Annotated in this window: 21 protein-coding genes; 13 read left to right on the top strand and 8 right to left on the bottom strand. The window is 61.3% G+C overall.

The annotated features are described in order from the left end of the window. Positions 1-73: 73 nt before the first annotated feature. The 6 genes from cmoB to AB4N92_RS17475 all read right to left on the bottom strand — a co-directional run bounded on the left by cmoB (position 74) and on the right by AB4N92_RS17475 (position 6549). Positions 74-1030: a tRNA 5-methoxyuridine(34)/uridine 5-oxyacetic acid(34) synthase CmoB gene (gene cmoB, locus AB4N92_RS17450; protein ID WP_042571701.1), complete on the bottom strand. Its 957-nt coding sequence runs from the start codon at positions 1028-1030 to the stop codon at positions 74-76. After that, the gene (cmoA, locus tag AB4N92_RS17455) at positions 1027-1770 is read right to left on the bottom strand and encodes a carboxy-S-adenosyl-L-methionine synthase CmoA (RefSeq protein WP_460127708.1); all 744 of its coding nucleotides are present in this window, start codon (positions 1768-1770) and stop codon (positions 1027-1029) included. The genes cmoB and cmoA overlap by 4 nt, the downstream gene beginning before the upstream one ends. Positions 1771-1806: 36 nt before the next feature. Beyond that, on the bottom strand, positions 1807-2463 hold the full coding sequence (locus AB4N92_RS17460) for a lysoplasmalogenase (protein ID WP_042571702.1): 657 nt from the start codon (positions 2461-2463) through the stop codon (positions 1807-1809). Position 2464: 1 nt separating this feature from the next. Then, positions 2465-2854, bottom strand: a complete 390-nt coding sequence (locus AB4N92_RS17465; RefSeq protein ID WP_010212864.1) for a protease inhibitor I42 family protein — start codon at positions 2852-2854, stop codon at positions 2465-2467. 192 nt (positions 2855-3046) lie between these two features. Further along, complete coding sequence (gene lon / locus AB4N92_RS17470; RefSeq protein ID WP_154847632.1) at positions 3047-5467, bottom strand: endopeptidase La; 2421 nt, start codon at positions 5465-5467, stop codon at positions 3047-3049. A gap of 92 nt (positions 5468-5559) precedes the next feature. Beyond that, the gene (locus AB4N92_RS17475) at positions 5560-6549 is read right to left on the bottom strand and encodes a GntR family transcriptional regulator (protein WP_042571704.1); all 990 of its coding nucleotides are present in this window, start codon (positions 6547-6549) and stop codon (positions 5560-5562) included. 337 nt (positions 6550-6886) lie between these two features. On the opposite strand from AB4N92_RS17475, the gene AB4N92_RS17480 reads away from it, so the two are divergent. The 9 genes from AB4N92_RS17480 (at position 6887) to AB4N92_RS17520 (ending at position 17946) form a co-directional block, all read left to right on the top strand. After that, positions 6887-8209, top strand: coding sequence for an amidase (locus AB4N92_RS17480; protein WP_044286684.1), 1323 nt, complete (start codon positions 6887-6889; stop codon positions 8207-8209). 11 nt (positions 8210-8220) lie between these two features. Further along, positions 8221-9099, top strand: a complete 879-nt coding sequence (locus AB4N92_RS17485; RefSeq protein WP_021491817.1) for a polysaccharide deacetylase family protein — start codon at positions 8221-8223, stop codon at positions 9097-9099. 140 nt (positions 9100-9239) lie between these two features. Further along, the gene (locus tag AB4N92_RS17490) at positions 9240-10580 is read left to right on the top strand and encodes an MFS transporter (RefSeq protein ID WP_010212856.1); all 1341 of its coding nucleotides are present in this window, start codon (positions 9240-9242) and stop codon (positions 10578-10580) included. Positions 10581-10590: 10 nt separating this feature from the next. Next, positions 10591-11352 carry an SDR family NAD(P)-dependent oxidoreductase gene (locus AB4N92_RS17495; RefSeq protein ID WP_042571706.1) on the top strand — a complete coding sequence of 254 codons (762 nt, stop codon included), beginning with the start codon at positions 10591-10593 and terminating at the stop codon, positions 11350-11352. 42 nt (positions 11353-11394) lie between these two features. After that, positions 11395-12144 carry an SDR family NAD(P)-dependent oxidoreductase gene (locus AB4N92_RS17500; protein WP_010212852.1) on the top strand — a complete coding sequence of 250 codons (750 nt, stop codon included), beginning with the start codon at positions 11395-11397 and terminating at the stop codon, positions 12142-12144. Between the two features lie 13 nt (positions 12145-12157). Next, positions 12158-12451: a hypothetical protein gene (locus AB4N92_RS17505; RefSeq protein WP_205517942.1), complete on the top strand. Its 294-nt coding sequence runs from the start codon at positions 12158-12160 to the stop codon at positions 12449-12451. An 87-nt stretch (positions 12452-12538) separates the two neighbouring features. After that, positions 12539-13513: a CobW family GTP-binding protein gene (locus AB4N92_RS17510; RefSeq protein ID WP_069672370.1), complete on the top strand. Its 975-nt coding sequence runs from the start codon at positions 12539-12541 to the stop codon at positions 13511-13513. Beyond that, a complete protein-coding gene (locus tag AB4N92_RS17515) occupies positions 13510-14685 on the top strand; it encodes an ABC transporter substrate-binding protein (RefSeq protein WP_236266905.1) in 1176 nt (391 codons plus the stop codon). Before AB4N92_RS17510 ends, AB4N92_RS17515 begins: the two co-directional genes overlap by 4 nt. 924 nt (positions 14686-15609) lie before the next feature. After that, the gene (locus AB4N92_RS17520; protein WP_187517265.1) at positions 15610-17946 is read left to right on the top strand and encodes a putative bifunctional diguanylate cyclase/phosphodiesterase; all 2337 of its coding nucleotides are present in this window, start codon (positions 15610-15612) and stop codon (positions 17944-17946) included. Between the two features lie 61 nt (positions 17947-18007). Here AB4N92_RS17520 and AB4N92_RS17525 read toward each other — a convergent pair whose 3' ends face one another. Beyond that, on the bottom strand, positions 18008-20425 hold the full coding sequence (locus tag AB4N92_RS17525; protein WP_044286685.1) for a glucose/quinate/shikimate family membrane-bound PQQ-dependent dehydrogenase: 2418 nt from the start codon (positions 20423-20425) through the stop codon (positions 18008-18010). Positions 20426-20805: 380 nt separating this feature from the next. Beyond that, positions 20806-22824 carry a TonB-dependent receptor gene (locus tag AB4N92_RS17530; RefSeq protein ID WP_045791276.1) on the bottom strand — a complete coding sequence of 673 codons (2019 nt, stop codon included), beginning with the start codon at positions 22822-22824 and terminating at the stop codon, positions 20806-20808. A gap of 140 nt (positions 22825-22964) precedes the next feature. Between AB4N92_RS17530 and AB4N92_RS17535 the strand changes: the two genes are divergently transcribed. From AB4N92_RS17535 to AB4N92_RS17550, 4 genes are all read left to right on the top strand, one after another. Continuing rightward, the gene (locus AB4N92_RS17535) at positions 22965-23198 is read left to right on the top strand and encodes a VF530 family protein (RefSeq protein ID WP_010212838.1); all 234 of its coding nucleotides are present in this window, start codon (positions 22965-22967) and stop codon (positions 23196-23198) included. A gap of 4 nt (positions 23199-23202) precedes the next feature. Further along, positions 23203-23826 carry a Pr6Pr family membrane protein gene (locus AB4N92_RS17540; RefSeq protein ID WP_010212837.1) on the top strand — a complete coding sequence of 208 codons (624 nt, stop codon included), beginning with the start codon at positions 23203-23205 and terminating at the stop codon, positions 23824-23826. A 702-nt stretch (positions 23827-24528) separates the two neighbouring features. Further along, positions 24529-25038: a fimbrial protein gene (locus AB4N92_RS17545; RefSeq protein WP_032883091.1), complete on the top strand. Its 510-nt coding sequence runs from the start codon at positions 24529-24531 to the stop codon at positions 25036-25038. Between the two features lie 49 nt (positions 25039-25087). Then, positions 25088-25648: a fimbrial protein gene (locus tag AB4N92_RS17550; RefSeq protein WP_010212835.1), complete on the top strand. Its 561-nt coding sequence runs from the start codon at positions 25088-25090 to the stop codon at positions 25646-25648. Positions 25649-25655 lie beyond the last annotated feature (7 nt).

Here is a 25655-nt window from a genome sequence, read left to right on the forward strand (position 1 = left end):
CTGAGGACAAAAATGTGGGAGGGGGCTTACCCCCTGCCACATTTGGCCCTGTGTTTCTTCAGGGCGATCGGGACTATTTCTTGGCGATGATCACCGCCCGCATTGGCGCCGGCAGCCCTTCGATGGTCTTGCTGTGATCTTCCGGGTCCAGGAAATCGCTGAGGGACTGGTACTTCATCCACTGCGTCCCACGCTGTTCCTCAACCGTGGTCACACTCACATCCACGCACCGTACGTCGCTGAAACCTGCACGCCGCAGCCACAGCATCAAGGCCGGCACCGAGGGCAGGAACCATACGTTACGCATCTGCGCGTAGCGATCTTCCGGCACCAGCACCTGTTGCTGATCGCCTTCCACCACCAGGGTTTCCAGGACCAGTTCGCCGCCTTTGACCAGTGTATCTTTCAGTGCAAGCAGATGCTCGATGGGCGAACGACGGTGGTAGAACACGCCCATGGAAAACACCGTATCAAAGCCTTCCAGGTTCGACGGCAGGTCTTCGAACGGAAACGGCAGGTGCCAGGCCTTGGGCTCGGACAGGTAACGCTGCACCGCCTGGAACTGGCAGAAGAACAGCCAGTTGGGATCAACGCCAATCACGCTATCGGCGCCGGCGCCGAGCATGCGCCACATGTAGTAACCGTTGCCGCAGCCCACGTCGAGGATGCGCTTGCCCTTCAGGTTCAAGTGCGGTGCAACGCGGGACCACTTCCAGTCCGAGCGCCACTCAGTATCCACATGCACGCCGAATAGGTTGAATGGTCCTTTGCGCCAAGGGCTCAGGCCCATCAGCGCGGTATGCATCAGCGCGCGGGTGTCATCGTCGCAGTGGGTATCGAGTGTCAGGCCGTTGAGCAAATCCACTTCGCTGGGTTGGATCTTTGGCAACGCATCCAGCGCACTCTGCCAGCGCTCCAGGTCGCCATGACCCTTTTCCATCTTGCTATCGAGTTGCGCTTGCAGGCCCTGGGCCCACACGGCCAGGGGAGTGCCGACCAGGTGGCGGGCGAGGGGAGACAGATCAATCATGGCAAGGCAATCAACGAGGCAAAGTTAAGACACTGGAACCATGGCACGACTGTCGAGAACCCGGCCGCCAACAGGCGTTCGCGATGTTCTTCGAGGCTGTCGGGCTTCATGACGTTTTCGATGGCGCTGCGCTTCTGGGCGATTTCCAGTTCGCTGTAGCCATTGGCGCGTTTGAACGCGATATGCAGGTCGGTGAGCAGCGCATGTTCTTGCGCATCGTTGAAACGCAGCTTCTCCGAAAGGATCAGCGCACCGCCCGGCAACAGCGATTGGCGGATGCGCGAGAGCAGCGCCAGGCGCTCATCGGGTGCGATGAATTGCAGGGTGAAATTCAGCGCGACCACTGACGCCGGCTGAAATTGCAGCGCGAGGATATCGCCTTCGATGACCTCGACCGGCAGCAGCTCCTGGAACATCGAGTCCTGGCCATTGAGGTATTCACGGCAACGCTCGACCATCGCCGCCGAGTTATCCACCGCGATCACTCGGCAACCGTCGGTGCGCACATGACGGCGCAAGGCCTGGGTCACTGCGCCGAGGGATGACCCCAGGTCATACAGCACGCTGTTGGGTTGGGCGAACTGCGCGGCGAGTACGCCAAGGTTCTCGACGATGGTCGGGTAACCCGGTACCGAGCGCTTGATCATGTCCGGGAACACCCGCACCACGTTCTCGTTAAAGGCGAAGTCCGGCACCTGGGGCAGGGGCTGGGCGAATAGGCGATCGGGTTCTTTGCTCACGGTTGTTCCGGCGACGAAGGGGGAAAGGCCGGCATTTTAGCCAACTTGGCCCTCATGTGCGCGGGTTGTCTGATGGAAAGCCGAGGCCGTGATGCCCCATTGGCCGAGCCAATACGTCGTGATCAGCAAATACGGCGCTGCATCGAACGCCACCACAAACCGGTTGATGCCGATCAGCGTGTCGGAAAACACGAACGACGCCGCGCCCGCAGCCGCCAACCCTGCCGAACGCTTTGGCACATCGCTGCCTAGCCGGGCCAATGCGCGCCAGAGCATGGCGCTGATTACCAGGGCATACACCACCACTGGAATCAGCAGGTCGCCCAGCCCATGGGAAATCAGGATGCTCAGCAGGATCGCGCCCACGGCCAGCGCCAATACCAGCGGCAGCAGCGCCAAGCGGCGACAGTCACTGAAATAGGCTTTGAGGTAGGCCAGGTGCGCCAACAGAAATGCACCCAAGCCAAAGATGAACAGGTCACCCGGCCAGGCAAGCAGCACATCGCCCACCAGGGAAAAAATCAGCCCCAGGCTGATCCAGCGTCGATAGTCGGTGGGTGGCGCATCATGCAGCCAGCCCAGCAGCGCCAGTACTGGCAGCGGCTTGACCAGCAGGCACAGCAACGTGGCATGGGTGGTCAGGCCGTAGATAAAGGTGCCGGCGCCCATCAACGCAAGAATCAGCCATGGCATATCAGTTCACCGTGATAGCGCAGTCAAAGGTCTCGACGGGTTCGGCTTCCGGCTCCCAGGGTTGTTGGGAGGTCAGGCGCAAACGGCCCTGCCCGGTGGCGAACGCCTGGAAGCGCCAGGTCGACTGGCCGCCGCCACCGATCACGCCGGATTCCGAGCTGCTGTAGACCTCCGGGCTCAACGCACGCAACACGCCGCCGGCGGAGTCCTGGATCGCCCAGCGGTAGCCAGTGGTGGGGTTGCTCGGCAGGGTCAGGATCAGGTTTTGTCCGCTTTTAAGCTGCAGCGGGCAGGCGCTCTGATTGTCCACGGTGACGTTTTGCTTCGGTGCACTGGCGCACGCGGCCAGCAGGGCAAGGCTCAAGGGGAGAAGCAGGCGGGCAGCGGTCATGGGGGCTCCGTTGATTCACGACGAAGGGCGAGCATAACCGAAGATGAGACAAGGTGTGACTGGATGGGAACTTGTGGTGACCGGGCCGGCCCTTTCGCGAGCAAGCCCGCTCCCACCTGTCGACCGCGTACGCGGTCAACATGGAGGAGCGGGCTTGCTCGCGAAGAGGCCGCTCCAGGCGCTACATAACGATCAGAACAGCACTTTGGCCACATCCGCAAACCGCTTGGCAAAGTGCACCGTCATGCCTTCTTTCAGGTACTCCGGCAACTCTTCAAAACTCCCGCGATTCGGCTCCGGCAAGATCAGCTCATGGATCTTCTGGCGCCGCGCCGCAATCACCTTCTCGCGCACCCCGCCAATCGGCAGCACATGCCCGGTCAGTGTCAGCTCGCCGGTCATCGCCACGCCTTTTTTCGGCGGCTGGTTGCGTGCCAGGGACAGCAGCGCACTGGCCATGGTTACCCCGGCGCTTGGGCCGTCTTTCGGCGTGGCGCCTTCCGGCACGTGCAAGTGCACGAAGGCTTCGTCGAAGAACTTCGGATCACCGCCAAACGACTTCAGGTTCGAGCTGATGTAGCTGTAGGCAATCTCCGCAGACTCCTTCATCACCTCACCCAATTGCCCGGTGAGCTTGAAGCCGCGATTGAGGGTATGGATACGCGTCGCCTCGATCGGCAGGGTCGCGCCGCCCATGCTGGTCCAGGCCAGGCCGGTGATGACGCCGGTGCCGGACAGCACTTGCTCATTGCGGAACACCGGCACGCCCAGGGAGCTTTCCAGGTCCTTGTTGCCGATCTTGATCACCGAGTCCGGCTCATCCAGCAACTTGACCACCGCCTTGCGCACCAGTTTGCCCAGCTGTTTCTCCAGCTGACGCACGCCGGCCTCTCGCGCATAGCCGTCGATCAACGCACGCAGCGCGCCATCGCTGATGGTCAGGGTGTTTTTTGACACGCCGGCTTTTTCCAGCTGTTTCGGCCACAGGTGGCGCTTGGCGATGGCGACTTTCTCTTCGGTGATATAGCCCGACAGGCGGATCACTTCCATACGGTCCAGCAACGGGCCGGGGATGGAATCCAGGGTGTTGGCGGTGCACACGAACAGCACTTTGGACAGGTCCAGGCGCAGGTCCAGGTAGTGGTCGAGGAATTCGACGTTCTGTTCCGGGTCGAGGGTTTCCAGCAGCGCCGACGCCGGGTCGCCCTGGAAGCTCTGGCCCATCTTGTCGATCTCGTCGAGCATGATCACCGGGTTCATCACTTCCACATCTTTAAGCGCCTGCACCAGCTTGCCGGGCATGGCGCCGATGTAGGTGCGGCGATGGCCCTTGATCTCGGCCTCGTCGCGCATACCGCCGACGCTGAAGCGATAGAACGGCCGCCCCAGGGACTCGGCGATGGATTTACCCACGCTGGTCTTGCCCACGCCCGGCGGGCCGACCAGCAGCACGATGGAGCCGGCGACTTCGCCCTTGTAGGCACCCACCGCCAGGAATTCGAGGATGCGGCTCTTGATGTCATCCAGGCCCGCGTGGTGTTTATCCAACACTTTTCGCGCATGTTTCAGGTCGAGCTTATCCTCGCCATACACGCCCCATGGCACCGACGTGGCCCAGTCCAGGTAGTTGCGTGTCACCGCGTATTCCGGCGAGCCGGTTTCGAGGATCGACAATTTGTTCAGTTCTTCATCGATGCGTTTTTTCGCCTGGGCCGGCAGTGCTTTGCCTTCCAGGCGTTGCTCGAACTGTTCGACGTCCGCACTGCGATCGTCCTTGGTCAGCCCCAGTTCTTGCTGGATGACCTTGAGCTGTTCCTTGAGGAAGAACTCGCGCTGGTGTTCACCGATCTTGCGGTTCACCTCGGCGGACAGTTCTTTTTGCAGGCGCGCGACTTCGACTTCTTTGCGCAGCATCGGCAGCACTTTTTCCATGCGCTTGAGCATGGGCACGCAGTCCAGCACTTCCTGCAACTCATTACCGGTGGCCGAGGTCAGCGCAGCGGCGAAGTCTGTCAGTGGCGATGGGTCGTTGGGGCTGAAGCGGTTGAGGTAGTTCTTCAACTCTTCGCTGTACAGCGGATTGAGTGGCAGCAGTTCCTTAATCGCATTGATCAGCGCCATGCCGTAGGCCTTGACCTCGTCGGTCGGCTCGCTCGGCTGGTGCGGGTATTCGACTTCCACCAGATAGGGCGGGCGGTGGTGCTTGAGCCAGGTTTTGATGCGCACACGGGTCAGGCCCTGGGCCACGAATTGCAGCTTGCCGTTCTCGCGGCTGGCGTGGTGCACCTTCACCAGGGTGCCGTACAGCGGCAGGGCTGAGGTGTCGAAGTGGCGTGGGTCTTCCGGCGGCGTGTCCATGAAGAACAGGGCCAGGGAGTGGTGGTCGGATTTGCTCACCAACTCCAGGGTCTCGGCCCACGGCTCTTCGTTGACGATCACCGGCAGCACTTGCGCAGGGAAGAAGGGCCGGTTGTGGATCGGAATGATGTAGACCTTGTCCGGCAGGTTTTGCCCAGGCAGGGCCAAGCCGGTATTGGACGAGGTGGATTCAGCGTTTTCGGGGTCGGCGTAGTCGTTGAGGTCGTAATCAGGGAATTCTTGCTGGTCGCTCATGGGGCACCTGCATAAGGAAGTATGCAAGTTAGATGGGGCGGGGTAGCGGTGGTTTCAATGGTCGGGTGAAGTTAGCAACAAATTGCATGAATTCAGCTGATTTTGTGCAGGTAGCTCGGCAATGGCTGCTCCGGCAGCACTGACAACACTTTCAACCGCTGCAACATACGCTGCCGTGCGCGTTGCAAATGCTCGCGCAGGTTCAGCGCCGCCGCGTCAAATGCGCCGTGCAACAACAACTCTAGAATCAGCCGATGTTCGGCCAGCATGGCTGGATCGGCGCCGATCCCCAGCAAACGGTAGAAAATCCGGCTGATGATCATCGGGCTCTGTCCTTGGCGGATCAGTGCCGCGATCTTGCGATTCTGCAGGCCGGCGAGGCAGCGCTGGTGCAGGTCCTCCTCGATCTGTTCGATGGCCTCCAGGCTGCAGTGGGGGCTGTCCTGGGCATCGAGCACGCGTTGCAACATGGCCTCCAGCAATTCGCGGTCGAGGTGGGGCGCGCTCTGGCGCAGGGCTTCGGGTTCCAGGCAGGCGCGCAGCTCGTAGTCTTCGGTGACTTCGCGGGCGGTCAGCGGTCCTGCCAGCCATTGAGAGTAGGGCTCTTTTTCCACCAGGCCTCGGTCGCGCAGGCGCATCAGCGCTTCGCGCACCACTGCGCGGCTGACGCCGTAGTGGTCGGCGGCGGCTTGCTCGTCCAGGCGGTAGTGACCGAAGGCAATGCAGGTGGACAGCGCAGCGCCGATTTCCTCGACGATGCGCTCGCCCAGGGGCCGCGTGTCCACCAACTCATCTTCCCCGTTGAGGCCCAAGTGCGCATGGCTCAAGGGTAGGCGCAGCGGTTCCAGCGCCAGGCCTTCGGGGTTGATCAGGTAACCCCGGCCGTTGAAGCGACAGATCAGCCCTTCCTCATGCAGCAGGTCGAGGGCTCGGCGAACCGGCACGCGACTGGTGCCGAACAATTCGGCCAGCGGCGCTTCCAGCAAGACCAGGCCGTGGCGTGCGGTGCCGTTGACGATCGCATCACGCAATACCTGGTGAATCATCGCGTAACGGGAGGCCGAGGCGGACACTGCTTTCATCGCTTTCTCTGGGGCTTGTAGGACGGTGGCCGGGGATTCTCTCATAAGTTGCGCCTGTCACCCTGCGCCACAGCGGCGGCACTTTTTTGGGGCTTGAAATGTGGTGATGTTACTTTTCTGCACCAAAATGTACTTATTAATAAAAGATACATTATTTCATTCGGCACGCTTTCCGGCGTGCTCCCGTCCTTTTTTTGCGCTGTTTAAAACCTTCTATCCCGTAGCTCTGGGCAAAATCTACGGTTTGCGTAGAGCCCGTCAAACAGAGACTGGCACGAAAGCTGCCTTTGTAAAATGTATATTTTATTAATATGTACGTTTTATAAGGGGCAACCTGATGTCAGACGCCACTTCAATGGCCGAGGATTTCGCCAGCGGTCGCAGCGACCCGGTGCAAGTCCTTGAACAGGCACTCGAGAAGGCGAGCCAGGTCCCGGCTGTGTTCATCAGCCTGACTGCCGAGCGCGCGCGCCGGGAAGCTGAAGCCGCTGCCGCCCGTTGGCGCGCCGGCCAGCCTTTGAGTGTATTCGACGGCGTACCCTTGGCCTGGAAGGATCTGTTCGACGTGGCCGGCAGCATTACCACTGCTGGCGCCGCCTACCGCCGCAACGCGCCTGCCGCATTGCTCGACGCACCGACGGTCGGCTTGCTGTGCCGCGCCGGGATGGTCAGCGTGGGCAAGACCAACCTCAGCGAATTGGCGTATTCCGGCCTGGGCCTGAACCCGCATTTCGGCACGCCACACAATCCCCATGGCACTGACCAGCCACGCATTCCCGGCGGCTCGTCGTCCGGTTCAGCCGTGGCCGTCGCTGCCGCAATTGTGCCCATCGCCATGGGGACCGACACCGCCGGTTCCATCCGCATCCCCTCGGCGTTCAACGGCCTGGTGGGTTACCGCAGCAGCAGCCGACGCTATAGCCGCGACGGCGTGTTCCCCCTGGCCCACACCCTCGACAGCCTGGGTCCGCTGACGCGCAGCGTGCGTGATGCCCTGGCCATCGACGATCTGCTGCATGGCCGTCGCCAAACGCACATCGCCCGCAGCCTCAAGGGCCAGCGTTTTGTGTTGGCGCAGCAAGATGTCGAACCCGCTGTACGCAACAACCTGCTGCGCGCAGTGGAGCAACTCAAGGCCCACGGCGCGTTGATCGAAGAACGCGAGTGCCCGACCTTCCAGGCCACCTTGGACCTGATCAAGCACCATGGCTGGCTGGGTTCCTTCGAAGCCTTCGCCTTGCACGAAGCCTTGCTCGACAGCCCCGACGCCGAACAACTCGACCCCCGTGTACGCCGCCGCCTCGAAGCCGCGCGCGCGCTGCCGGCCAGCCAACTGCTCCACTTGTTCGACGCCCGTCGCCGCCTGCAACAGCAATTGATGGCCGACCTCGACGGCGCCCTCCTGATCACCCCCACCATCGCCCATGTCGCTCCGGCGTTGGCACCGCTGGAAGCCGATGACGAGCTGTTCGTCAAAACCAACCTCGCCACCCTGCGCCTGACCATGCCCGGCAGTTTGCTCGACATGCCGGGCGTGACCCTGCCCAGTGGCCGTGATGCCCAGGGCCTGCCCACCGGGCTGCTGCTCAGCGCCCCGACGGGGGAAGACGCTCGCCTGTTGCGCGCGGCGCTATCCGTCGAATCCGTACTCAACGTTTAAGGAGACACATCATGGCTAAAGACATTCTCTGTGCATTCGGCGTCGACGTTGACGCCGTCGCCGGTTGGCTCGGTTCCTACGGCGGCGAAGACTCGCCGGACGACATCTCCCGTGGCCTGTTCGCCGGCGAAGTCGGCGCGCCGCGCCTGCTCAGGCTGTTCGAACGCTATGGCCTGCGTACCACCTGGTTCATCCCTGGCCACTCGATGGAAACCTTCCCCGAGCAGATGAAGGCCGTGGCCGACGCCGGTCACGAAATCGGTGTGCACGGCTACAGCCACGAAAACCCCATCGCCATGACGGCCGAGCAGGAAGAAATTGTCCTGGATAAATCCATCGAGCTGATCACCCAAGTCACCGGCAAGCGCCCGACGGGTTACGTGGCGCCGTGGTGGGAATTCAGCAAGGTCACCAACGAACTGCTGCTGAAAAAAGGCATCAAGTACGACCACAGCCTGATGCACAACGACTTCCATCCCTACTACGTGCGCAAGGGCGACAGCTGGACCAAGATCGACTACAGCCAGCACCCCGACACCTGGATGAAACCCCTGGTGCGCGGCGAAGAAACCGACCTGGTGGAGATCCCGGCCAACTGGTACCTGGACGACCTGCCGCCAATGATGTTCATCAAGAAAGCCCCCAACAGCCACGGCTTCGTCAACCCGCGTCACCTCGAAGAAATGTGGCGCGACCAGTTCGACTGGGTGTATCGCGAACACGAACACGCCGTGTTCACCATGACCATCCACCCCGACGTCTCCGGCCGTCCGCAAGTGCTGCTGATGCTTGAGCGCCTGATCGAACACATTCAGAGCCATGCCGGTGTGCGCTTCGTGACCTTCGACGAAATCGCCGACGACTTCATCCGCCGCCAACCCCGTACCTGACACACCCCACCTGTAGCAGCGGGCTTGCCCGCGGAAACCGTCAACGATGACGCGGGCATCCTGGATGAACGCGGTGTCGAGGCGTTCTTCGCGAGCACGTTCGCTCCTACGGTGGGCCACTAACCCTTGAGGCGCGACCCATGTCCATCTACAACAAGCTTGACCTGACTGGCTGGAAGCCCCGGCAACTGACGTCCAAGGAGGTGCGATTCGCCACCTGGATCGCGTTTTTCGCCTGGGTGTTTGCGGTGTATGACTTCATCCTGTTCGGCACCTTGCTGCCGGAGATCGGCCGGCATTTTGGCTGGGGTGAAGTGGAGCAAGCTGAAATCGCGACGTGGGTGGCGGTCGGCACGGCGGTGGTTGCGTTTGCCATCGGCCCGGTCGTGGACAAATTGGGGCGGCGCACCGGCATTATCTTCACGGTGGCCGGCTCCGCGCTGTGCTCGGCACTCACCGCGATCGGCGGTGCGTGGGGCAAGTCGCCGCTGATTCTGATCCGTTCGTTGGGTGGCTTGGGGTATGCCGAAGAAACCGTCAACGCGACGTACTTGAGTGAGTTGTATGGCGCCTCGGAAGATCCGCGACTGACCAAACGCCGTGGTTTTATCTATAGCCTGGTGCAAGGCGGCTGGCCGGTGGGGGCTTTGATTGCCGCCGGGTTGACCGCGCTGTTGCTGCCGATCATTGGCTGGCAGGGCTGCTTCATCTTCGCCGCGATCCCGGCGATTGTCATCGCGATCATGGCGCGCAAGCTCAAGGAGAGCCCGCAGTTCCAGATCCACCAGCGCATCAGCGAACTGCGTAAAAGCGGCGCAGTGAAGGAAGCGCAAAACGTTGCCGTGACCTACGGCGTGGACTATGACGAACACAGCAAGGCCGGCCTCAAGGCCGCGTTCCGGGGCCCGGCGCGGCGCGCCACGTTAGTGATCGGCGCGGCACTGTTGCTCAACTGGGCGGCGATCCAGGTGTTCAGCGTGCTCGGTACGTCGGTGATCGTCAGCGTGCACCATATCTCGTTCGAGAATTCGTTGATCATCCTGGTGCTGTCGAACCTGGTGGGTTACTGCGGTTACCTCAGCCACGGCTGGATGGGTGACAAGATCGGCCGTCGCAACGTGATTGGCCTGGGCTGGATGCTCGGCGGCCTGTCGTTCGCCGGGATGCTGTTTGGCCCGAGCAATATGCCGATGGTAGTCGGGCTGTACAGCCTGGGCCTGTTCTTCCTGATCGGTCCATATTCGGCGGCGTTGTTCTTTATCAGCGAGAGTTTCCCCACCAGCATCCGCGCCACTGGAGGCGCAATCATCCACGCCATGGGGCCGATCGGTGCGGTGGTTGCAGGCTTTGGCGCAACCCAGGTGTTGTCTGCCGGCAGCGACTGGCAGACCGCCGCGCTGTGGTTCGGTGCGCTGCCGTGTTTCCTGTCCGGCGCCTTGATGTTTGCCGCACGCCATGTGCGCCCGGAAACCGTTCAGTAAGGAGTGTGTGATGAGCCGTAAAGTCGCCTTGATTACCGGTGCCGCCAGCGGCATCGGCCAAGCCCTCGCCGTGGCCTATGCCCGTAACGGCGTGGCGGTGGTCGGCGGGTATTACCCGGCCGATCCCCATGACCCGCAGACCACCGTCAGCCTGGTAGAAGAGGCCGGTGGCGAGTGCCTGATGCTGCCGTTGGACGTGGGTGACACCGCTTCAGTCGATGCCCTGGCCGCGCAAGCCATCCAGCATTTCGGTCGACTGGATTACGCCGTGGCCAACGCCGGCCTGCTGCGTCGCGCACCGTTGCTGGAGATGACCGACGCGCTGTGGGACGAAATGCTCAACGTCGACCTGACGGGGGTGATGCGCACCTTCCGCGCGGCGACCCGGCACATGCAGGAAGGCGGTGCGCTGGTGGCGATTTCGTCGATTGCCGGCGGTGTGTATGGCTGGCAGGAACACAGCCATTACGCGGCGGCCAAGGCCGGCGTGCCGGGGTTGTGCCGGTCGCTGGCGGTGGAGTTGGCGGCCAAGGGCATCCGTTGCAATGCGGTGATCCCAGGGTTGATCGAGACGCCGCAATCGCTGGATGCGAAGAACTCGTTGGGGCCGGAAGGCTTGGCGAAAGCGGCGCGCGCGATTCCGTTGGGCCGGGTAGGGCGGGCGGATGAAGTGGCGTCTCTGGTGCAGTTTTTGACCAGTGACGCATCGAGCTATCTGACCGGGCAAAGCATCGTCATCGACGGTGGCCTGACCGTACGCTGGCCCGATTGACTGTACCCACATCAGAACTGTGTTTGTCTCGGGAGAATTTACATGCCCCAACTCATCCACCGCCGCGCCGTCATCACCGGCGCCGGCAGCGGCATCGGTGCCGCCATCGCCCATGCCTACGCCACTGAAGGCGCGCGCCTGGTACTGGCCGACCGCAACGCCGCCAGCCTCGCGGAAACGGCGATCACCTGCCGCAACCTCGGTGCCGAGGTGTTCGAGTGCCTGGCTGACGTCGGCACCGTCGAAGGCGCCCAGGCCAGTGTCGATTGCTGCATCGAACACTTCGGCGGAATCGATATCCTGGTCAACAACGCGGGCATGCTCACCCAGGCACGCTGCGTCGACCTGTCCATTGAGATGTGGAACGACATGCTGCGTGTCGACCTCACCAGTGTGTTCGTCGCCAGCCAGCGCGCCTTGCCGCACATGCTCGCGCAACGTTGGGGGCGGATCATCAACGTCGCGTCGCAACTAGGTATCAAGGGCGGCGCCGAGCTGACCCATTACGCCGCAGCCAAGGCCGGGGTGATCGGTTTCACCAAGTCCCTGGCCCTGGAAGTGGCCAAGGACAATGTGCTGGTCAACGCCATCGCGCCAGGCCCGATCGAGACGCCGCTGGTAGGCGGTATCAGCGACGACTGGAAGCGCGCCAAGGCCAAGGAACTGCCCCTGGGTCGCTTCGGTCTGGCTGATGAAGTTGCGCCAACGGCGGTGCTGCTCGCCAGCGAGCCCGGTGGCAACCTGTTCGTCGGCCAGACCCTGGGCCCGAACTCCGGCGATGTCATGCCATGAGTGGGGTGTAGCCATGTGCGGACTCTGCGGACTGCTTGGCGAAGACCTGCACTGGAGCGATCCCCTGGGCGATGAACTGCCCCGGCGCCGCGAACGCCTGCGCCGGATTACTGCGATAAACCAGGTGCTGGCAGTGTTCCGGCTCAAGGTCGAAGATTTCCAGGGCGCGTCGTATTTGCTGTTGGGCGCCACCGGCAAACAGGCGCTGGCCAGCGGCCTGGATCAACTCTGGCAGGCGGCCGAGAGCATGCTCGGCCGCCCGCTGGACCCCCTCGACCCCCACTTGCTGGATCACCTGGACTTGTAGGCGCCCGGCTTGCCGGCGATGGCATTCTGAAGGACGCCATCGCCGGCAAGCCGGGCTCCTACAGGGGCATCATTGAGGTATTAAACAATGAGCATGGCTCTGAATGTGATCACCGGCTTCCTTGGCAGCGGCAAGACCACCTTGCTCAAGCGCCTGCTGCAAGGCGAAAGCCTGGGCGACACCGCGCTGCTGATCAACGAATTCGGCGATGTCGGCATTGACCACCTATTGGTGGAAGAGGTGGCACCGGACACCGTATTGTTGCCCAGCGGATGCGTGTGCTGTTCGATCCGTGGCGAGTTGAAAGACGCACTGCTCGGCCTGCTGCAGCGTCGCGAACGGGGTGAAATTCCGGCCTTCAAGCGGGTGATCCTGGAGACCACCGGCCTGGCCGACCCGGCACCGATTCTTGCCACCTTGAACAACGACGTGCAACTGCGCGGGCGTTTCCATGTTGGCCTGGTGATTACCCTCGTCGATGCCAGCCACGCCTCTGTGCAAGAACGCCTGCACCCGGAATGGCTGGCGCAAGTGGCGGCGGCGGATCGCCTGCTGCTGAGCAAGACCGATCTGGCCGGCGATTGCACGGCGTTGCGCGCCCATTTGCAGGCGCTGAATGCCGGCACGCCGATTCTCGATACCCACGAAATCCACAGCGGCGATCAACTGCTGCTCGGCGAAGGCCTGCGCAGCCTCGAACCCGCCGTGGAGGTCAGTCGCTGGCAACTGCATCGCACCGCCACCGCCACCCACGGCGCCGCACAAGTGTGCAGCCTGACCTTCGACCAGCCCCTGGACTGGGTGGGGTTCGGGGTGTGGTTGTCGATGCTGTTAAGATGCCACGGCGAACGGATCCTCCGTGTCAAAGGGCTGCTCAACGTGAACGCCAGTAACGCCCCCATCGTCATTCATGGTGTGCAGCATTGCCTGCATGCGCCGGTGCACCTGCCTGCGTGGCCGGGCAGTGATCGGCAATCGCGCCTGGTGTTTATCCTGCGCGGCCTCGACCCCGAACTGTTGCGACGTTCCTTCAACGTGTTTTCACGACGGTTTGCGGCATGATCACGTTAAGAGTCCTCGGTACTTCGGTCACCCTGCTTGAATGCTTGCGCGTGCGCGCTGAGCAGGAGCTGGGCATTCGCCTGGTCTATCAGGTGCACGACGTCGAACAGGCCCAGCGTATCGCGGTGATGCAACCCGACAGCTACGACCTGTACGACCAGTGGTTCCACAACGTTGACTTCGTGTGGCCGGCCCGGGCGATCCAGCCCATCGACACCCGACGCATCGCGCTGTGGCACGAAATCAATGATCTGCCCAAGCGCGGTCGCCTGTCACCCGATGACCGCCTCGGCAGCGGCAGTGTGCCCAGTGAACGGTTGTTCGTGCAGCACGATGGCAGCCTCGGCAGCACGGTCACCGACCGCATCAGCATGTTGCCCCTGACCCACAACGCCGACAGTTTCGCCTACCGCCCCGAACGGTTGCCCGAAGGCTTTTGCCACGGTAACGAAAGCTGGGGCTGGCTTTTGGACCCCGCTTGGCGTGCGCGCACGGCCTTGCAGAGTGACGCCGCCATCGGTGCGTTGGATGCGGCGTTGGCGGTGCAGGGCGCGGGGCTGGCGAGCTTCAGGGACATCGGCAACATGAGCATTGAAGAGATCGACGTGCTTGCTGACATCCTGGTGCGCAAGCAGAAGGAGGGGCACTTTGCGGCGTTCTGGTCCGATGATGAAGAGGCCGCGCAATTGATGCTCAGCCCGAGTATCGATATCCAGAGCCTGTGGTCGCCGACCTTGATGCGGCTGCATCGCGCGGGGGTGAAATACCGCTTGGCGGTGCCGCGTGAAGGGTATCGCGCGTGGTTTGGTGGGTTGTCGTTGTCGCGGCATGCCAAGGGCGCGGTGTTGGATGCGGCGTATGCGTATTTGAATTGGTGGTTGTCGGGGTGGCCTGGGGCGGTGATGGCGCGCCAGGGTTACTACATTGGGAACCCGGCGCGTACGCGGGATCACTTGAGCAGTGCGGAGTGGGATTATTGGTACGCGGGGGAGCCGGCGCGGGAGGAGTTGCTGGGGAGTGACGGGTTGCCGTTGATTGATGTCGGGGAAGTGCGGGATGGGGGGTCTTATGAGCAGCGTATGGGGCATATTGCGGTGTGGAATTCGGTGATGGATGAGCATAATTATTTGGTGCGGCGGTGGGGGGATTTTATGCGGGCTCGCTGTCTTTGATTGATTGATTGATTGATTGATTGAGTACATATCCGTTTCTTTGGTAACGGCGACTATGGGTTCCGCTCTTACAGCGGGTCACTTTTTGAAGAGCGCAAAAAGTAACCAAAAACGCTTCGCCCCAACACTCGGTGCCTCACCTAGGCTCGGCATGCCCTCACTCCGGCTTGTTTGACGGGGCGCCCCAGATCAAAAGCAAAAGCGCGGCGGCCTTAGAGCCGACCGGTTTGGGGAGGCGTACGCGGTCAAATGTGGGAGCTGGCTTGCCTGCGATGGCATCACCGGGGTGTGCCTGCGGTACCGAGTCGTTCGCATCGCCGGCAAGCCAGCTCCTACAGGTAACAGCCTTTGATCCAACCACTCGGGCTGGCTGTCAGGGCGCCGTGCTTTTGTTTTTGCTTTTGCTTTGCTTTTGATCTCAGGCGCCCCGTCAAACACGCTGGCCGGAATTCGGCAGGGATTTGGGGGGTAAACCGGCAGGGATGCCGGCTTAGCCGCCCCGCGCCATGGATGGCGCGTGGCGGCGGCCCCCCAAATCACTGTCGGATTACGGGCACACCGAGCGTGAGCGAGGTGCCGAGTGTTGGGGCAAGAGCCTTTTGGTTACTTTGGGGCTTTTCCAAAGTGACCCGCTGTAAGAGCGGAACCCATAGTCGCCATAACCTAAATAAAGGATATGTACTCAACCCCGCGTCCCCCCCCCGAGCCGCCGAGCCCTTCAGTTAACCCATTGTCGCCAAAAAACCGCCACAAAACTCCCCGTTTTTATTGGGTGCACTTAACCCTACTCCCAGCTAATCTCCTAAAACCTAATATCCACTCAAAATAGATGTTTTTTTGACGCCAGGTCAGCGGTCGCAGGGAATGCACATGACAAAGGGACGTAGTGGCAGAGAGAGGCGAACGCTGCCAGAGGGCACTGCAATGAGGTGGCGCCATACGTTCCAAACCCGCATTGCCGGGGTGCTGGCTCTGTTGCTGCTGGTGGTCGTCGCCGCCACATATTTCGCCGTCAAGACCGCCACCACCCGCGCCGTGGAAAACCAGGCGCGAGTCCAACTGCAAACCGGCAGCCAGGTGTTCGAGCGCCTGCTCGACCTGCGCGGGCGTCGCCTGCAGTACGGCCTGGACTGGCTGACCGCCGATCTCCCATTCAAACATGCCGTGGCCGAAGGCAAGACCGGGCCGGTTCTCGCTGCATTGCGTCGCCACGGCACGGGCATCCGTTCCAGCGAAGTGTTTGTACTGGGCCTGGATGGCAAGGTCATGGTCAGCACCTTGCCAATCTTCGTGCGCGGTCAGTCTTTTCCCTATGACGACGCCTTGCGCCACGCCCGGCGTACGGGCCTGCAGATGCTGATCGTGGCCCTGGATGGGCGGCCCTATCTGTTGGTGCAGCGCGAAGTGATCGACGATCTACCCATTGCGCGCGTCGTCATGGGCTTTCCCATGGATAAGCTGTTCGCCAGTGAGCTGCGCTCCATGAGCAACCTGGAGGTGTCGTTCCTCAGCGTGCAAAATGACACGCCCGGCCCGCTGTTCAGTACCCAGCCGCAGGCTTACCAGGCCGGTACGCTTAGCCTGTTGCGCGAAGGGCATGTCGACCCCGAACCGAAAATCCATATGTTCTACGGTCAGCGTGTGCTCAGCCGGGTATTGCCGCTGGCCAATACCGGCAATGGCGATGAAGTGCGTGTGCTGCTGCAAAGCCCGCTGGACCATGCCCTGGAATCCTTTGCACCGCTGGACCGGCAGTTCCTCGGGATTGCCCTGGCCGTGCTGCTGGTGTCGTTGGCCGCCGCGTTGTTTCTGGCGCGACGGGTGTCGCGCCCGCTCAACGCCCTGGTGCAGGCGGCCGAACGTATCGGCGCCGGTGATTACCGCACGCCGGTGCGCGTGCGCAGCCACGATGAATTCGGTCTGTTGGCCCGCGCTTTCAACGCCATGCAAAGCGGTATCGCCGTGCGCGAGCGGCAATTGGCGCACAACGCGCTGCACGACCCGCTCACCGGCCTGCCCAATCGGGCCCTGGCCATGGAGCGCCTGGGCAGCGCGATCAGTGCACGCCGGCCGGTGGTGTTGCTGTACCTGGGGATCGAGAACTACCGAGTGATCAACGAAGGTTTCGGCCCCCAGGGCGTGGAAGAGATGCTGCGCGAAGCCAGCCGTTGCCTGTCCATCAGCCTGTTGGCCAGTGATACGGCGGCGCGTATCGCCGGCAGCGAATTCCTGCTGTTGTTGGAAAACACCGAGGTTGACCGCGCTGTGGCCCGTGCCGACCGCCTCTACGCGCTGCTCACCGAGCCCCAGCGCATCGGCAATGACGAACTGCGCCACGAGGTGAGCATGGGGATTGCCGCCTACCCGGCAGACGGCCAGCAAGTGGAAGAGTTGATCAGCCGCGCCGCCATCGCCCGGCATGACGCGGCCAGCCTGCCGGGGCATTTGCAGATCTACCAGCAGGACCGCGACCTGGCCCATCAACGCCAGATCACCTTGATCCGCGACCTGCGGCGTGCCGCCATCGAGGGCGAATTGTTCCTGTGTTACCAGCCCAAGCTCGACCTCAAGCATGGCCATGTATGCCAGGCCGAAGCCTTGTTGCGCTGGCAGCATCCGACCCTGGGCCAAGTCTCTCCCGTCGAATTCATCCCCCTGGCCGAACGTACCGGCAGCATGCGCAGCCTGACGCTGTGGGTGATCGAAGAAGCCATCCGCCAGATCGCCGAGTGGGCGCAGCGCGGCATGCTGATCCAGCTGTCGGTGAATATTTCAGTGGACGATCTGGCTGATGATGACCTGGCGATTCGTGTCACCGCGCTCTTGATGACGTACCAGGTGGAGGCCGAGCAACTGATTTTCGAGATCACCGAGAGCGCGATCATGCACAACCCGCAACAGGCGCTCAGCGTCCTGGAGCAACTGCGCGGCTGCGGTATCAGCCTCTCGGTGGATGACTTTGGCACCGGCTATTCGTCCCTGGCGCAATTGCAGCGCCTGCCGGTGCAGGAGTTGAAGATCGACCAGTCCTTCGTGCGCAACCTCGACAGCACCAGTGGTGACGGGGTGATCGTGCGCTCCACCATCGAGATGAGCCATAACCTTGGGCTCAAGGTGGTGGCCGAAGGCGTGGAATTCGCCCCCAGCCTGAAACTGCTCAAACAATGGAATTGCGACACCGCCCAGGGTTATCTGATCAGTCGGCCGTTGAATGCGATGGCGTTCGAGATGTGGATGCGCCGGGAGCGGGTGCCGCTTTAACCGGCATAAAAAAGGCGGCTACCTTCACAGGTAGCCGCCTTTGTTTTACCGCCGGTGACGCTTATTCCGGCAGTTTGAACGCCATCACGTAGTCACCCTGTTTGGTGCCCAGGGAGCCGTGACCGCCGGCCATGACCAGCACGTACTGCTTGCCGTCTTTACCGGTGTAGGTCATCGGCGTGGTTTGCGCGCCTGCTGGCAGGCGGCCTTCCCACAGTTGCTTGCCGTTTTTCACGTCATAGGCACGCAGGTACTGGTCGAGGGTACCGCTGAGGAACGCAACACCACCGGCGGTGGTGAAGGTGCCGCCCAGGCTAGGTACGCCCATGGTCAACGGAATTGGAACCGGCGCGCTGTCACGCACGGTGCCGTTCTTGTGCATCCAGATGGTCTTGTGGGTGGTCAGGTCGACCGCCGCTACATAACCCCATGCCGGCGCCTGGCACGGCAGGCCCATTGGCGACAACATGGCTTCGAGGATCACACCGTATGGCGCGCCTTTGTTTGGCTGCACGCCTTCGGTTTCGCTGACGCGTGGGCCTTGCTTGGCGATGTCGGCGGCCGGGATCAGCTTGGATTTGAACGCCATGTAGCTTGGGTTCACGAAGGCGATCTGGCGCACCGGGTCGACGGAAATGCCACCCCAGTCGAACACGCCGAAGTTGCCTGGGTAAACGATCGAACCTTGCAGCGAGGGCGGCGTGAAAGCACCGTCGTAACGCATGGATTTGAAATCAATCCGGCACAGCAGTTGGTCGAACGGTGTCACGCCCCACATGTCACGCTCTTTGAGCGGCGGTGGCATGAAGTTCAGGTCGGACTTCGGTTGGGTCGGGGAGGTGCGGTCGCCCGCCACTGCGCCTTGCGGTACCGCCACTTCGTGGATCGGCACGACCGGTTGGCCGGTGGCGCGGTCCAGCACGTAGATGCTGCCTTGTTTGGTCGACGCCATCACTGCCTGCTTCACGCCGGCTTCGGTCTTGATGTCGATCAGCGAAGGCTGGCCGCCCACGTCCATGTCCCACAGGTCGTGGTGAGTGAACTGGAAGGTCCACTTCACGTGGCCAGTGTCGATGTCCAGGGCGGTGAGGCCGGCAGCGTATTTCTCGGAATCGTCGGTACGGTCGCCGCCGTATTGGTCGGGCATCTGGTTGCCCATCGGCAGGTAGAGCATGCCGAGTTTTTCATCCACGGCGAACATGGACCACATGTTCGGCGAGTTGCGGGTGTAGGTCTTGCCTTCGGCCAACGGGGTGGTGTCGTCCGGGTTGCCGCTGTCCCAGTTCCACACCAATTTGCCGGTGTGCACGTCGAACGCACGGATCACGCCGCTCGGCTCGTCGGTGGAGACGTTATCGGTCACGTGACCGCCGATCACGACCAGGTTCTTGGTCACGGCCGGTGGCGAGGTGGAGTAGTAACCGCCTGGGGCGAAGCCCCCGATGTTCGCGCGCAGGTCGACTTGGCCTTTGTCACCGAAGTCTTCGCACATCTTGCCGGTGTCGGCGTTGAGGGCGATCAAGCGGGTGTCGGCAGTCGGTACAAAGATGCGTTTCGGGCAGGCATTCGGTGCGGCAGCCGGGCTGGCGCTACCGGTTGGGCTCTGCTCGGAAGCGTAGGCGGCGTCATCGTGGTACGACACGCCACGGCAAGTCATGTGCGCCCAACCCTTGAAGTTCTCGGCACCCATGCTGCTGATCTTCGGATCGAAGCGCCAGATTTCCTTGCCGGTGTCCGGGTCCAGGGCAATCACTTGGCTGTGTGGCGTGCACACGTAGAGCATGCCGTTGACTTTCAGCGGGGTGTTTTCCGCGGTGGTTTCGCCTGGATCGTTCGGGCCAGGGATGTCACCGGTGCGATACGTCCACGCCGGCACCAGCTTGTGGGCGTTTTCCGGGGTGATCTGCGCCAGTGGCGAGTAGCGATCGCCGTAGGCCGAACGGCCGTAGGAGTTCCAGTCACCCTCAGCCTGGGACGGCGCAGCACTGGCCATGCCAGGTACTGCGTCGCGGTCCAGTTGGCCGGTCTTGACCATTTCACCTGGGTTGGTGAATTGGCTGGCCAGGGCGGTAGCACCCGCCAGCACCACGGCCACACTCAGTGCGCCAGTGCCCAGCGGGGCAGGTTGGCCACGCAGCAACGGACGGCGAAACCACGGAAGCAGCATGACGATGCCCAGGGCGAACAGCAGCGCCAGGCGCGGCACCAACTGCCACCAATCCAGGCCGACTTCCCACAAGGCCCATACGGTGCTGGCGAACAGCACCAGTGCATACAGGCCCAGTGCAGCGCGGCGGGTGGCCAGCAGCAGGACGCCGGTCAGGGTGATGCCGATACCCGCCAGCAGGTAGTACAGCGACCCGCCAAGCATCGTCAGCTTGATACCCCCGGCCAGCAAGGCCAGGCCCATGATCAGCAGCAAGACGCCTAGCAACCTGGGCAGCAGGCGGCTTGGGCTTGAAGCACCATCAGTGCTCATAGTGTGTTTCTCCGTGACGTTGGAATTATGTATCCCCGTGTTTCTTCACTGTAGATGACGATTCGACACGGGCTTGGTTCAGCGTTAATTCGGATTTTCTGGGGATAATTAGGGTTATCCACAGGCGGGCGATTTATCCTCAGGCGCAGGTCTGGGTAAGACAGCGCTGTCTTGATAGGCGGTTTGAAGCAGCAAGATGGGGTCGACCGGGAGGTGAAACGTTTCAGATTATTGCGGGCAAGGATAAAGGGAGTTTTCTTGGAGAGAAAGGACGAATCGCGATATGCATCATTTCTGAATTGGTAACAGTGACCAAGTGTCGCTGCAAAACCAATGTGGGAGCGAGCACGCCCGCTCCCACAGGGGGCATAGGGTGTGAGTTAGAACGTGGTGCGAATGCCGAACTGCACGCTTCGACCCGGTGCCGGCGCAATATCGCGCAGGATCGAACTGGCATAGCGCACAGTTTGATTGGTCAAGTTTTCACCGTTCACAAACGCCAGCCACTGGCTGCCACCGACATTGAAGCGATAACCCGCGCTTGCCCCCAACGTGGTGTAGCCATCGGTGCCGCTCTCGTTATCCGGCACACGGCCCTGGCCTGCGGCATGTTCCACGTCGATGCGCGCCTGCCAGCGGTCCAGTTCCCACAGCAAACCGCTGTTCAAGCGCAGCGGTGCAATACGCGGCAGGGCTTCGCCGGTGTCCAGGTTGGTGGCGCGGGTGTAGTCGCCCGACAGTTCCAGTGCGAACTTGCCGTAGGCGCTTTCGCCAAGTTTCCAGTGATCCTGGGCTTCGAAGCCAGCGAAACGGGCGCGCACGCCGGAGTATGTGTACTCGGGGATGCCGCCAGCGTCTTCTTCGCCTTCATCGTTCAGCGTGCGACCGCTGCCCAGCAGGCCGATGTAGTTGGAGAAGCGGCTGTAGAACATGCCGAAGCTGCCCTTGTGAGTGCCATTGTCAAAGCGCAGCGCCAGGTCGCTGGACACGGCTTTTTCTTTCTTGAGGTTGGCATCGCCCAACTCGTAGGTGCCGGTGGCGACGTGGGCGCCATTGGCATACAGCTCGTAGAACGTCGGTGCGCGTTCGGTGTAGCCCAGGGTTGCGGCCAGGGACCAAACCGGCGTGAGGGTGTAGACCGCACCGGAAGACAGGCTGCCGGCGGTGAAATCGTTGGATTTATCGGCACCGGCAAAACGTGCGTTGCCCTTGGCATCCGGGTCGACGTTGGTGTGTTCCAGGCGTCCGCCGAGGCTGAGTTTCAGGCGTTCAGTGGCCTGCATTTCTTCAAGGATGAACAGCGCGCCGGCATTGGTGTTGGTCTGCGGAACAAAGGCTTCTTCACCCAGGGCCGAGAACTCGTTGCGGGTCACTTGCGCGCCTACCACACCGTCGAACGGACCAATGGGTTGGTGGCGTGCTTCGACGCGTGCTTCATAGCCTTTGTTCTTGAATATCGTACCGGTTTCGCCGCCTTCGATTTCGCGGTGTTCGTAGTCGGTGTAGCCGGCGTCGAGTTTTACCGAGGTAAATGGGCCTTGCAGGTTGCGGATTTCCGACGCGAAGGCGTAATGATCCTGCTTCATGCGGATGCGTACGTCCTGCTCGGCCGGGGAGCCATAGTTCGCGTCGTAATTGCTGTAGGACAAACCAGCATAGCCGTCGTCCCAGGTGTAGGAACCGCCCACGGCACCGCCATCCTGGCGTCCGTCGCTGTTGCCCAGGCGACCGTTTTTGCCGGGGGCGTCTTCGGTTTCCGGGGCGTGACGACTGCGTGCCTGGCCGGGGATTTTCAGGTCGTTGAAGGCCCGTGCATTGGCATCCAGGTGCAAGGCGAACGTACCGTTGCCGGCTTCCAATTTGCCCGCGCTGCTGCGGGTGGTGTCGGCGCCGCCGTAGCGCAGTTCACCGGCACCGTGGATGCCTTCGATGGCCTCGGTAGGGATGCGGTTGTCGAAGGTATTGACCACGCCGCCGATGGCGCTGCCGCCATACAACAGTGCGGCCGGGCCACGCACGATTTCGATACGGTCGACGTTGACCGGGTCCAGCGGCACTGCGTGATCGTAGGACAGCGACGAGGCATCCAGCGCGCCCACGCCGTTGCGCAGGATGCGAATGCGGTCGCCATCCTGGCCGCGGATGATGGGACGGCTGGCACCGGGGCCAAAGTACGACGATGAAACACCCGGCTGCTTATTCAGGGTTTCACCAAGGCTGCCTTTTTGTTGCAGGGTCAGGTCATCGCCCTCCAGTACCGTGGTCGGCGAGGCGAGTTGTTCGCTACCCAATGGGTTGCCAGTGATGACTTGGGGTTGCAGCTCCAGCGCGTGGGTTTCGGAGCAGATCAACAGGGCGGCGGCAAGTGGGGTCAAGCGCCATACAGAAGAGAAGGGCATCAAACACATTCCTTGGCAAAACGACTAAAGATCTGAAATTCATGGTTACAATATAACATTCCTTTTTAGCTGAGAACGGGAACTTTTTTGTTCGTGCTAAAGTGACCGGCTGTATTTCTACTTACTGCAAAAGGCCCGGCATGACCGCGACAAGCAACGACCCACTCCACGGCGTGACCCTGCAACACGTCCTCACCACCCTGGTGGAACATTACGAATGGAGCGGTCTGGCCGAACGCATTGATGTGCGCTGTTTCAAGAGCGACCCCAGCATCAAGTCGAGCCTCACGTTCCTGCGCAAGACCCCTTGGGCGCGGGAGAAAGTCGAAGGCCTCTACGTAAAACTGATGCGCACCAAACGTCCGCTGGACTGAACCTATGAAGCGCTGTGTAGCGGCGGCCGCCTTGGCCGGTTGGGTGGGGCTGGCGATTCAGCAGTACCTGATTTTCCATTCGCGCTGGTCGACAGGCGCCAGTCTGTTGGGCGGGCTGGTCAACTTCTTCAGCTTCTTTACGGTGCTGACCAACACCCTGGTGGCGGTGGTGCTGAGTTATGCCGTGGTTCATCGTGATTCAGCGGTGAAGCGGTATTTTCTGGCGCCCGGGGTCAGCAGCGCGATTGCCGTCAACATTGTGCTGGTGAGCCTGGCCTATAACGTGTTGCTACGGCATTTGTGGCAGCCCGAGGGGTTCCAGTTCATCGCCGACGAATTGCTTCACGACGTGATGCCGCTGCTGTTTGTCGTCTACTGGTGGCGCTGCGTGCCCAAGGGCGCCTTGCGGTTCAAGCACATTGGCCTGTGGGTGTTGTACCCGCTGGCGTACTTCGCCTATGTGTTGCTGCGCGGGGATTTGCTCGGGCAGTACCAGTACCCGTTCATCGACGTCGGTACCCTTGGTTATCCACAGGTGTTTGTGAATGCCGGGGGGATTTTGACGGGGTTTGTGCTGATCGCGTTGGCGGTGGTGGGCTTGGACAAATGGCTCACGCGGGCACAGTAAAAAAGCGCGGGCTTGCCCGCGATCACGCCTGCCCGAACACCTTCCCTCTCAAACCTCTGCACCCCTAAGTCTCCACCCGCCGTATGCGCCGCCGCTGACAGCTCTATGCGCGTCGCTCGCCCCTGGCTTGGTTTCCATCGTGACGAAGGTATACAGCGCACCGCGCGGCAACGGATGGACGCTGAATCAGCGTCTGGTCGCACGAAACCGATAACTAACTCGCCGAGGCACAATCGGCTGCCTCTACACGCTCGTGTCTTAATTAGTTAGTCGGTTTGACCCGGTAGAGGCTGTTATTTTTCTACGCTTGTAATCCCGTTCTTACATACCCGTTTGTAGTTTATGGATGCTCATTAACTTGCATGTAGTCTGTTTCTTACGGATGGTTTTAAAGTTTTGGCAAGTTGCCATTATTTTCCTATGTGTCTGCGTGTAACAAAGCTACGCACGTTTGCGAATCGGACGGCTTACTTCTTAATGGCGACGGGGGAAACTTGCGCTGCTTCGAACAACATCCTGATTAAGCAATGCAAATAGTTGGAAAAGCCGTTTTACGCACAATCGCGTGATCCAAACTTTTACCGAGATAAATCAGGCGCTACACCCTGTTCGTCGCTCGCTTAGTAAGTCCTGTAGCACTGTTGTTGCAGGGGGTCTTAATGAAAATTATTAATGTGTGAGTACTGGAAAATGAAAAGCAAAATGAAAACTGCACTGTTGTCTGTCGGGCTGTTGCTGGGTTCGGCGTCCATGGTTCATGCGGCGGATGGAACGGTTACGTTTATCGGGTCGGTCCACTCGGGTGCTTGCTCTATTAAGCCTGACTCCGTCGATCAGACTGTTCACCTGGGGGCGATCGCAAAGCATCAGTTGCAGAGCGGAGGCAAGTCTGAGGCCCGACGTGTGCTTATTGAACTTGAAGGCTGCGATTTGACTGGCCTCACTGATAACACCGTGACGACCACCTTCACCGGGGCACCCTCGGGCGCTGTGCCTGGCGCGATCGGCACGGTCGGCGGTGCGGGTGGTATCGGCATCATGATGACGCATGGCAACAAACTCGTTGAGCTGGGTGTCCCTACGGCTCCGCAGGCCATTGTCGTCGGTGATAACACCCTGGAGTTCGGTGCCTATGTACAAGGCGCCGCTGCGGACCCGATCGTCCCTGGCAGTTTCAGCGCGGTAACCAATTTCACCTTGGCTTATCAGTGAGTTTTCCCCCGCCACTTAAGGTGGCGGGGGACGCTGGCGGGAGAAAACGGTGAATACATTCATACGCCTTGCTATCACCTCTTCATTGACGATTTTCATCAACCCTAGCGTGTTCGCGCAGGAGCCTGCGCAAGGCGCCGGGGTCGTCACGTTGGGGGGGGAGATCATTGATTCAGCTTGCGGGCTGGAATTGGTCAGTGCCGATCAATCCATCGAGATGGCGCCCGAACCCATAGGTCGGCTCTTGCGAAATACGATGGGCGAACCACACCCCTTCCAATTGCGTCTGGTCAATTGCTCATTGAGTCGCCCCGACCCGTCGCGGCCAGGCGTCAGTTTGCCGGATTGGCAGCATCTGCAAGTGACCTTTGACGGGGCTCGCGATAGAAACGGTCGCTCCTTTGCTGCCTTCGGCGATTCAGAGGGGATTGCCCTTCATATCTGGGATGCGGCTGGTCAAGAGAGTGTTCCGGGTGAGCCGATGCCTCTGCTGCCGTTGGCTGAAGGTGACATGACACTTCACTACACGCTTCGCCTGATTGGAAACGGACTGCCGCTGGTGCCTGGCGCTCACCTTGCTGCGGTGCGGTTCAAGTTGGAATACTTTTGAACAGTGA

This window comes from Pseudomonas sp. S3_A09 (assembly GCF_054668065.1).

Coding starts and splice junctions, on each gene's coding strand:
- AB4N92_RS17530 (WP_045791276.1), bottom strand. CDS start 22,824: ATGCCCTTCTCTTCTGTATGGCGCTTGACCCCACTTGCCGCCGCCCTG.
- AB4N92_RS17485 (WP_021491817.1), top strand. CDS start 8,221: ATGGCTAAAGACATTCTCTGTGCATTCGGCGTCGACGTTGACGCCGTC.
- AB4N92_RS17495 (WP_042571706.1), top strand. CDS start 10,591: ATGAGCCGTAAAGTCGCCTTGATTACCGGTGCCGCCAGCGGCATCGGC.
- AB4N92_RS17500 (WP_010212852.1), top strand. CDS start 11,395: ATGCCCCAACTCATCCACCGCCGCGCCGTCATCACCGGCGCCGGCAGC.
- AB4N92_RS17510 (WP_069672370.1), top strand. CDS start 12,539: ATGAGCATGGCTCTGAATGTGATCACCGGCTTCCTTGGCAGCGGCAAG.
- AB4N92_RS17520 (WP_187517265.1), top strand. CDS start 15,610: ATGAGGTGGCGCCATACGTTCCAAACCCGCATTGCCGGGGTGCTGGCT.
- cmoB (WP_042571701.1), bottom strand. CDS start 1,030: ATGATTGATCTGTCTCCCCTCGCCCGCCACCTGGTCGGCACTCCCCTG.
- AB4N92_RS17525 (WP_044286685.1), bottom strand. CDS start 20,425: ATGAGCACTGATGGTGCTTCAAGCCCAAGCCGCCTGCTGCCCAGGTTG.
- lon (WP_154847632.1), bottom strand. CDS start 5,467: ATGAGCGACCAGCAAGAATTCCCTGATTACGACCTCAACGACTACGCC.
- AB4N92_RS17465 (WP_010212864.1), bottom strand. CDS start 2,854: ATGACCGCTGCCCGCCTGCTTCTCCCCTTGAGCCTTGCCCTGCTGGCC.
- AB4N92_RS17460 (WP_042571702.1), bottom strand. CDS start 2,463: ATGCCATGGCTGATTCTTGCGTTGATGGGCGCCGGCACCTTTATCTAC.
- AB4N92_RS17545 (WP_032883091.1), top strand. CDS start 24,529: ATGAAAACTGCACTGTTGTCTGTCGGGCTGTTGCTGGGTTCGGCGTCC.
- AB4N92_RS17475 (WP_042571704.1), bottom strand. CDS start 6,549: ATGAAAGCAGTGTCCGCCTCGGCCTCCCGTTACGCGATGATTCACCAG.
- AB4N92_RS17505 (WP_205517942.1), top strand. CDS start 12,158: ATGTGCGGACTCTGCGGACTGCTTGGCGAAGACCTGCACTGGAGCGAT.
- AB4N92_RS17540 (WP_010212837.1), top strand. CDS start 23,203: ATGAAGCGCTGTGTAGCGGCGGCCGCCTTGGCCGGTTGGGTGGGGCTG.
- AB4N92_RS17515 (WP_236266905.1), top strand. CDS start 13,510: ATGATCACGTTAAGAGTCCTCGGTACTTCGGTCACCCTGCTTGAATGC.
- AB4N92_RS17535 (WP_010212838.1), top strand. CDS start 22,965: ATGACCGCGACAAGCAACGACCCACTCCACGGCGTGACCCTGCAACAC.
- AB4N92_RS17490 (WP_010212856.1), top strand. CDS start 9,240: ATGTCCATCTACAACAAGCTTGACCTGACTGGCTGGAAGCCCCGGCAA.
- AB4N92_RS17480 (WP_044286684.1), top strand. CDS start 6,887: ATGTCAGACGCCACTTCAATGGCCGAGGATTTCGCCAGCGGTCGCAGC.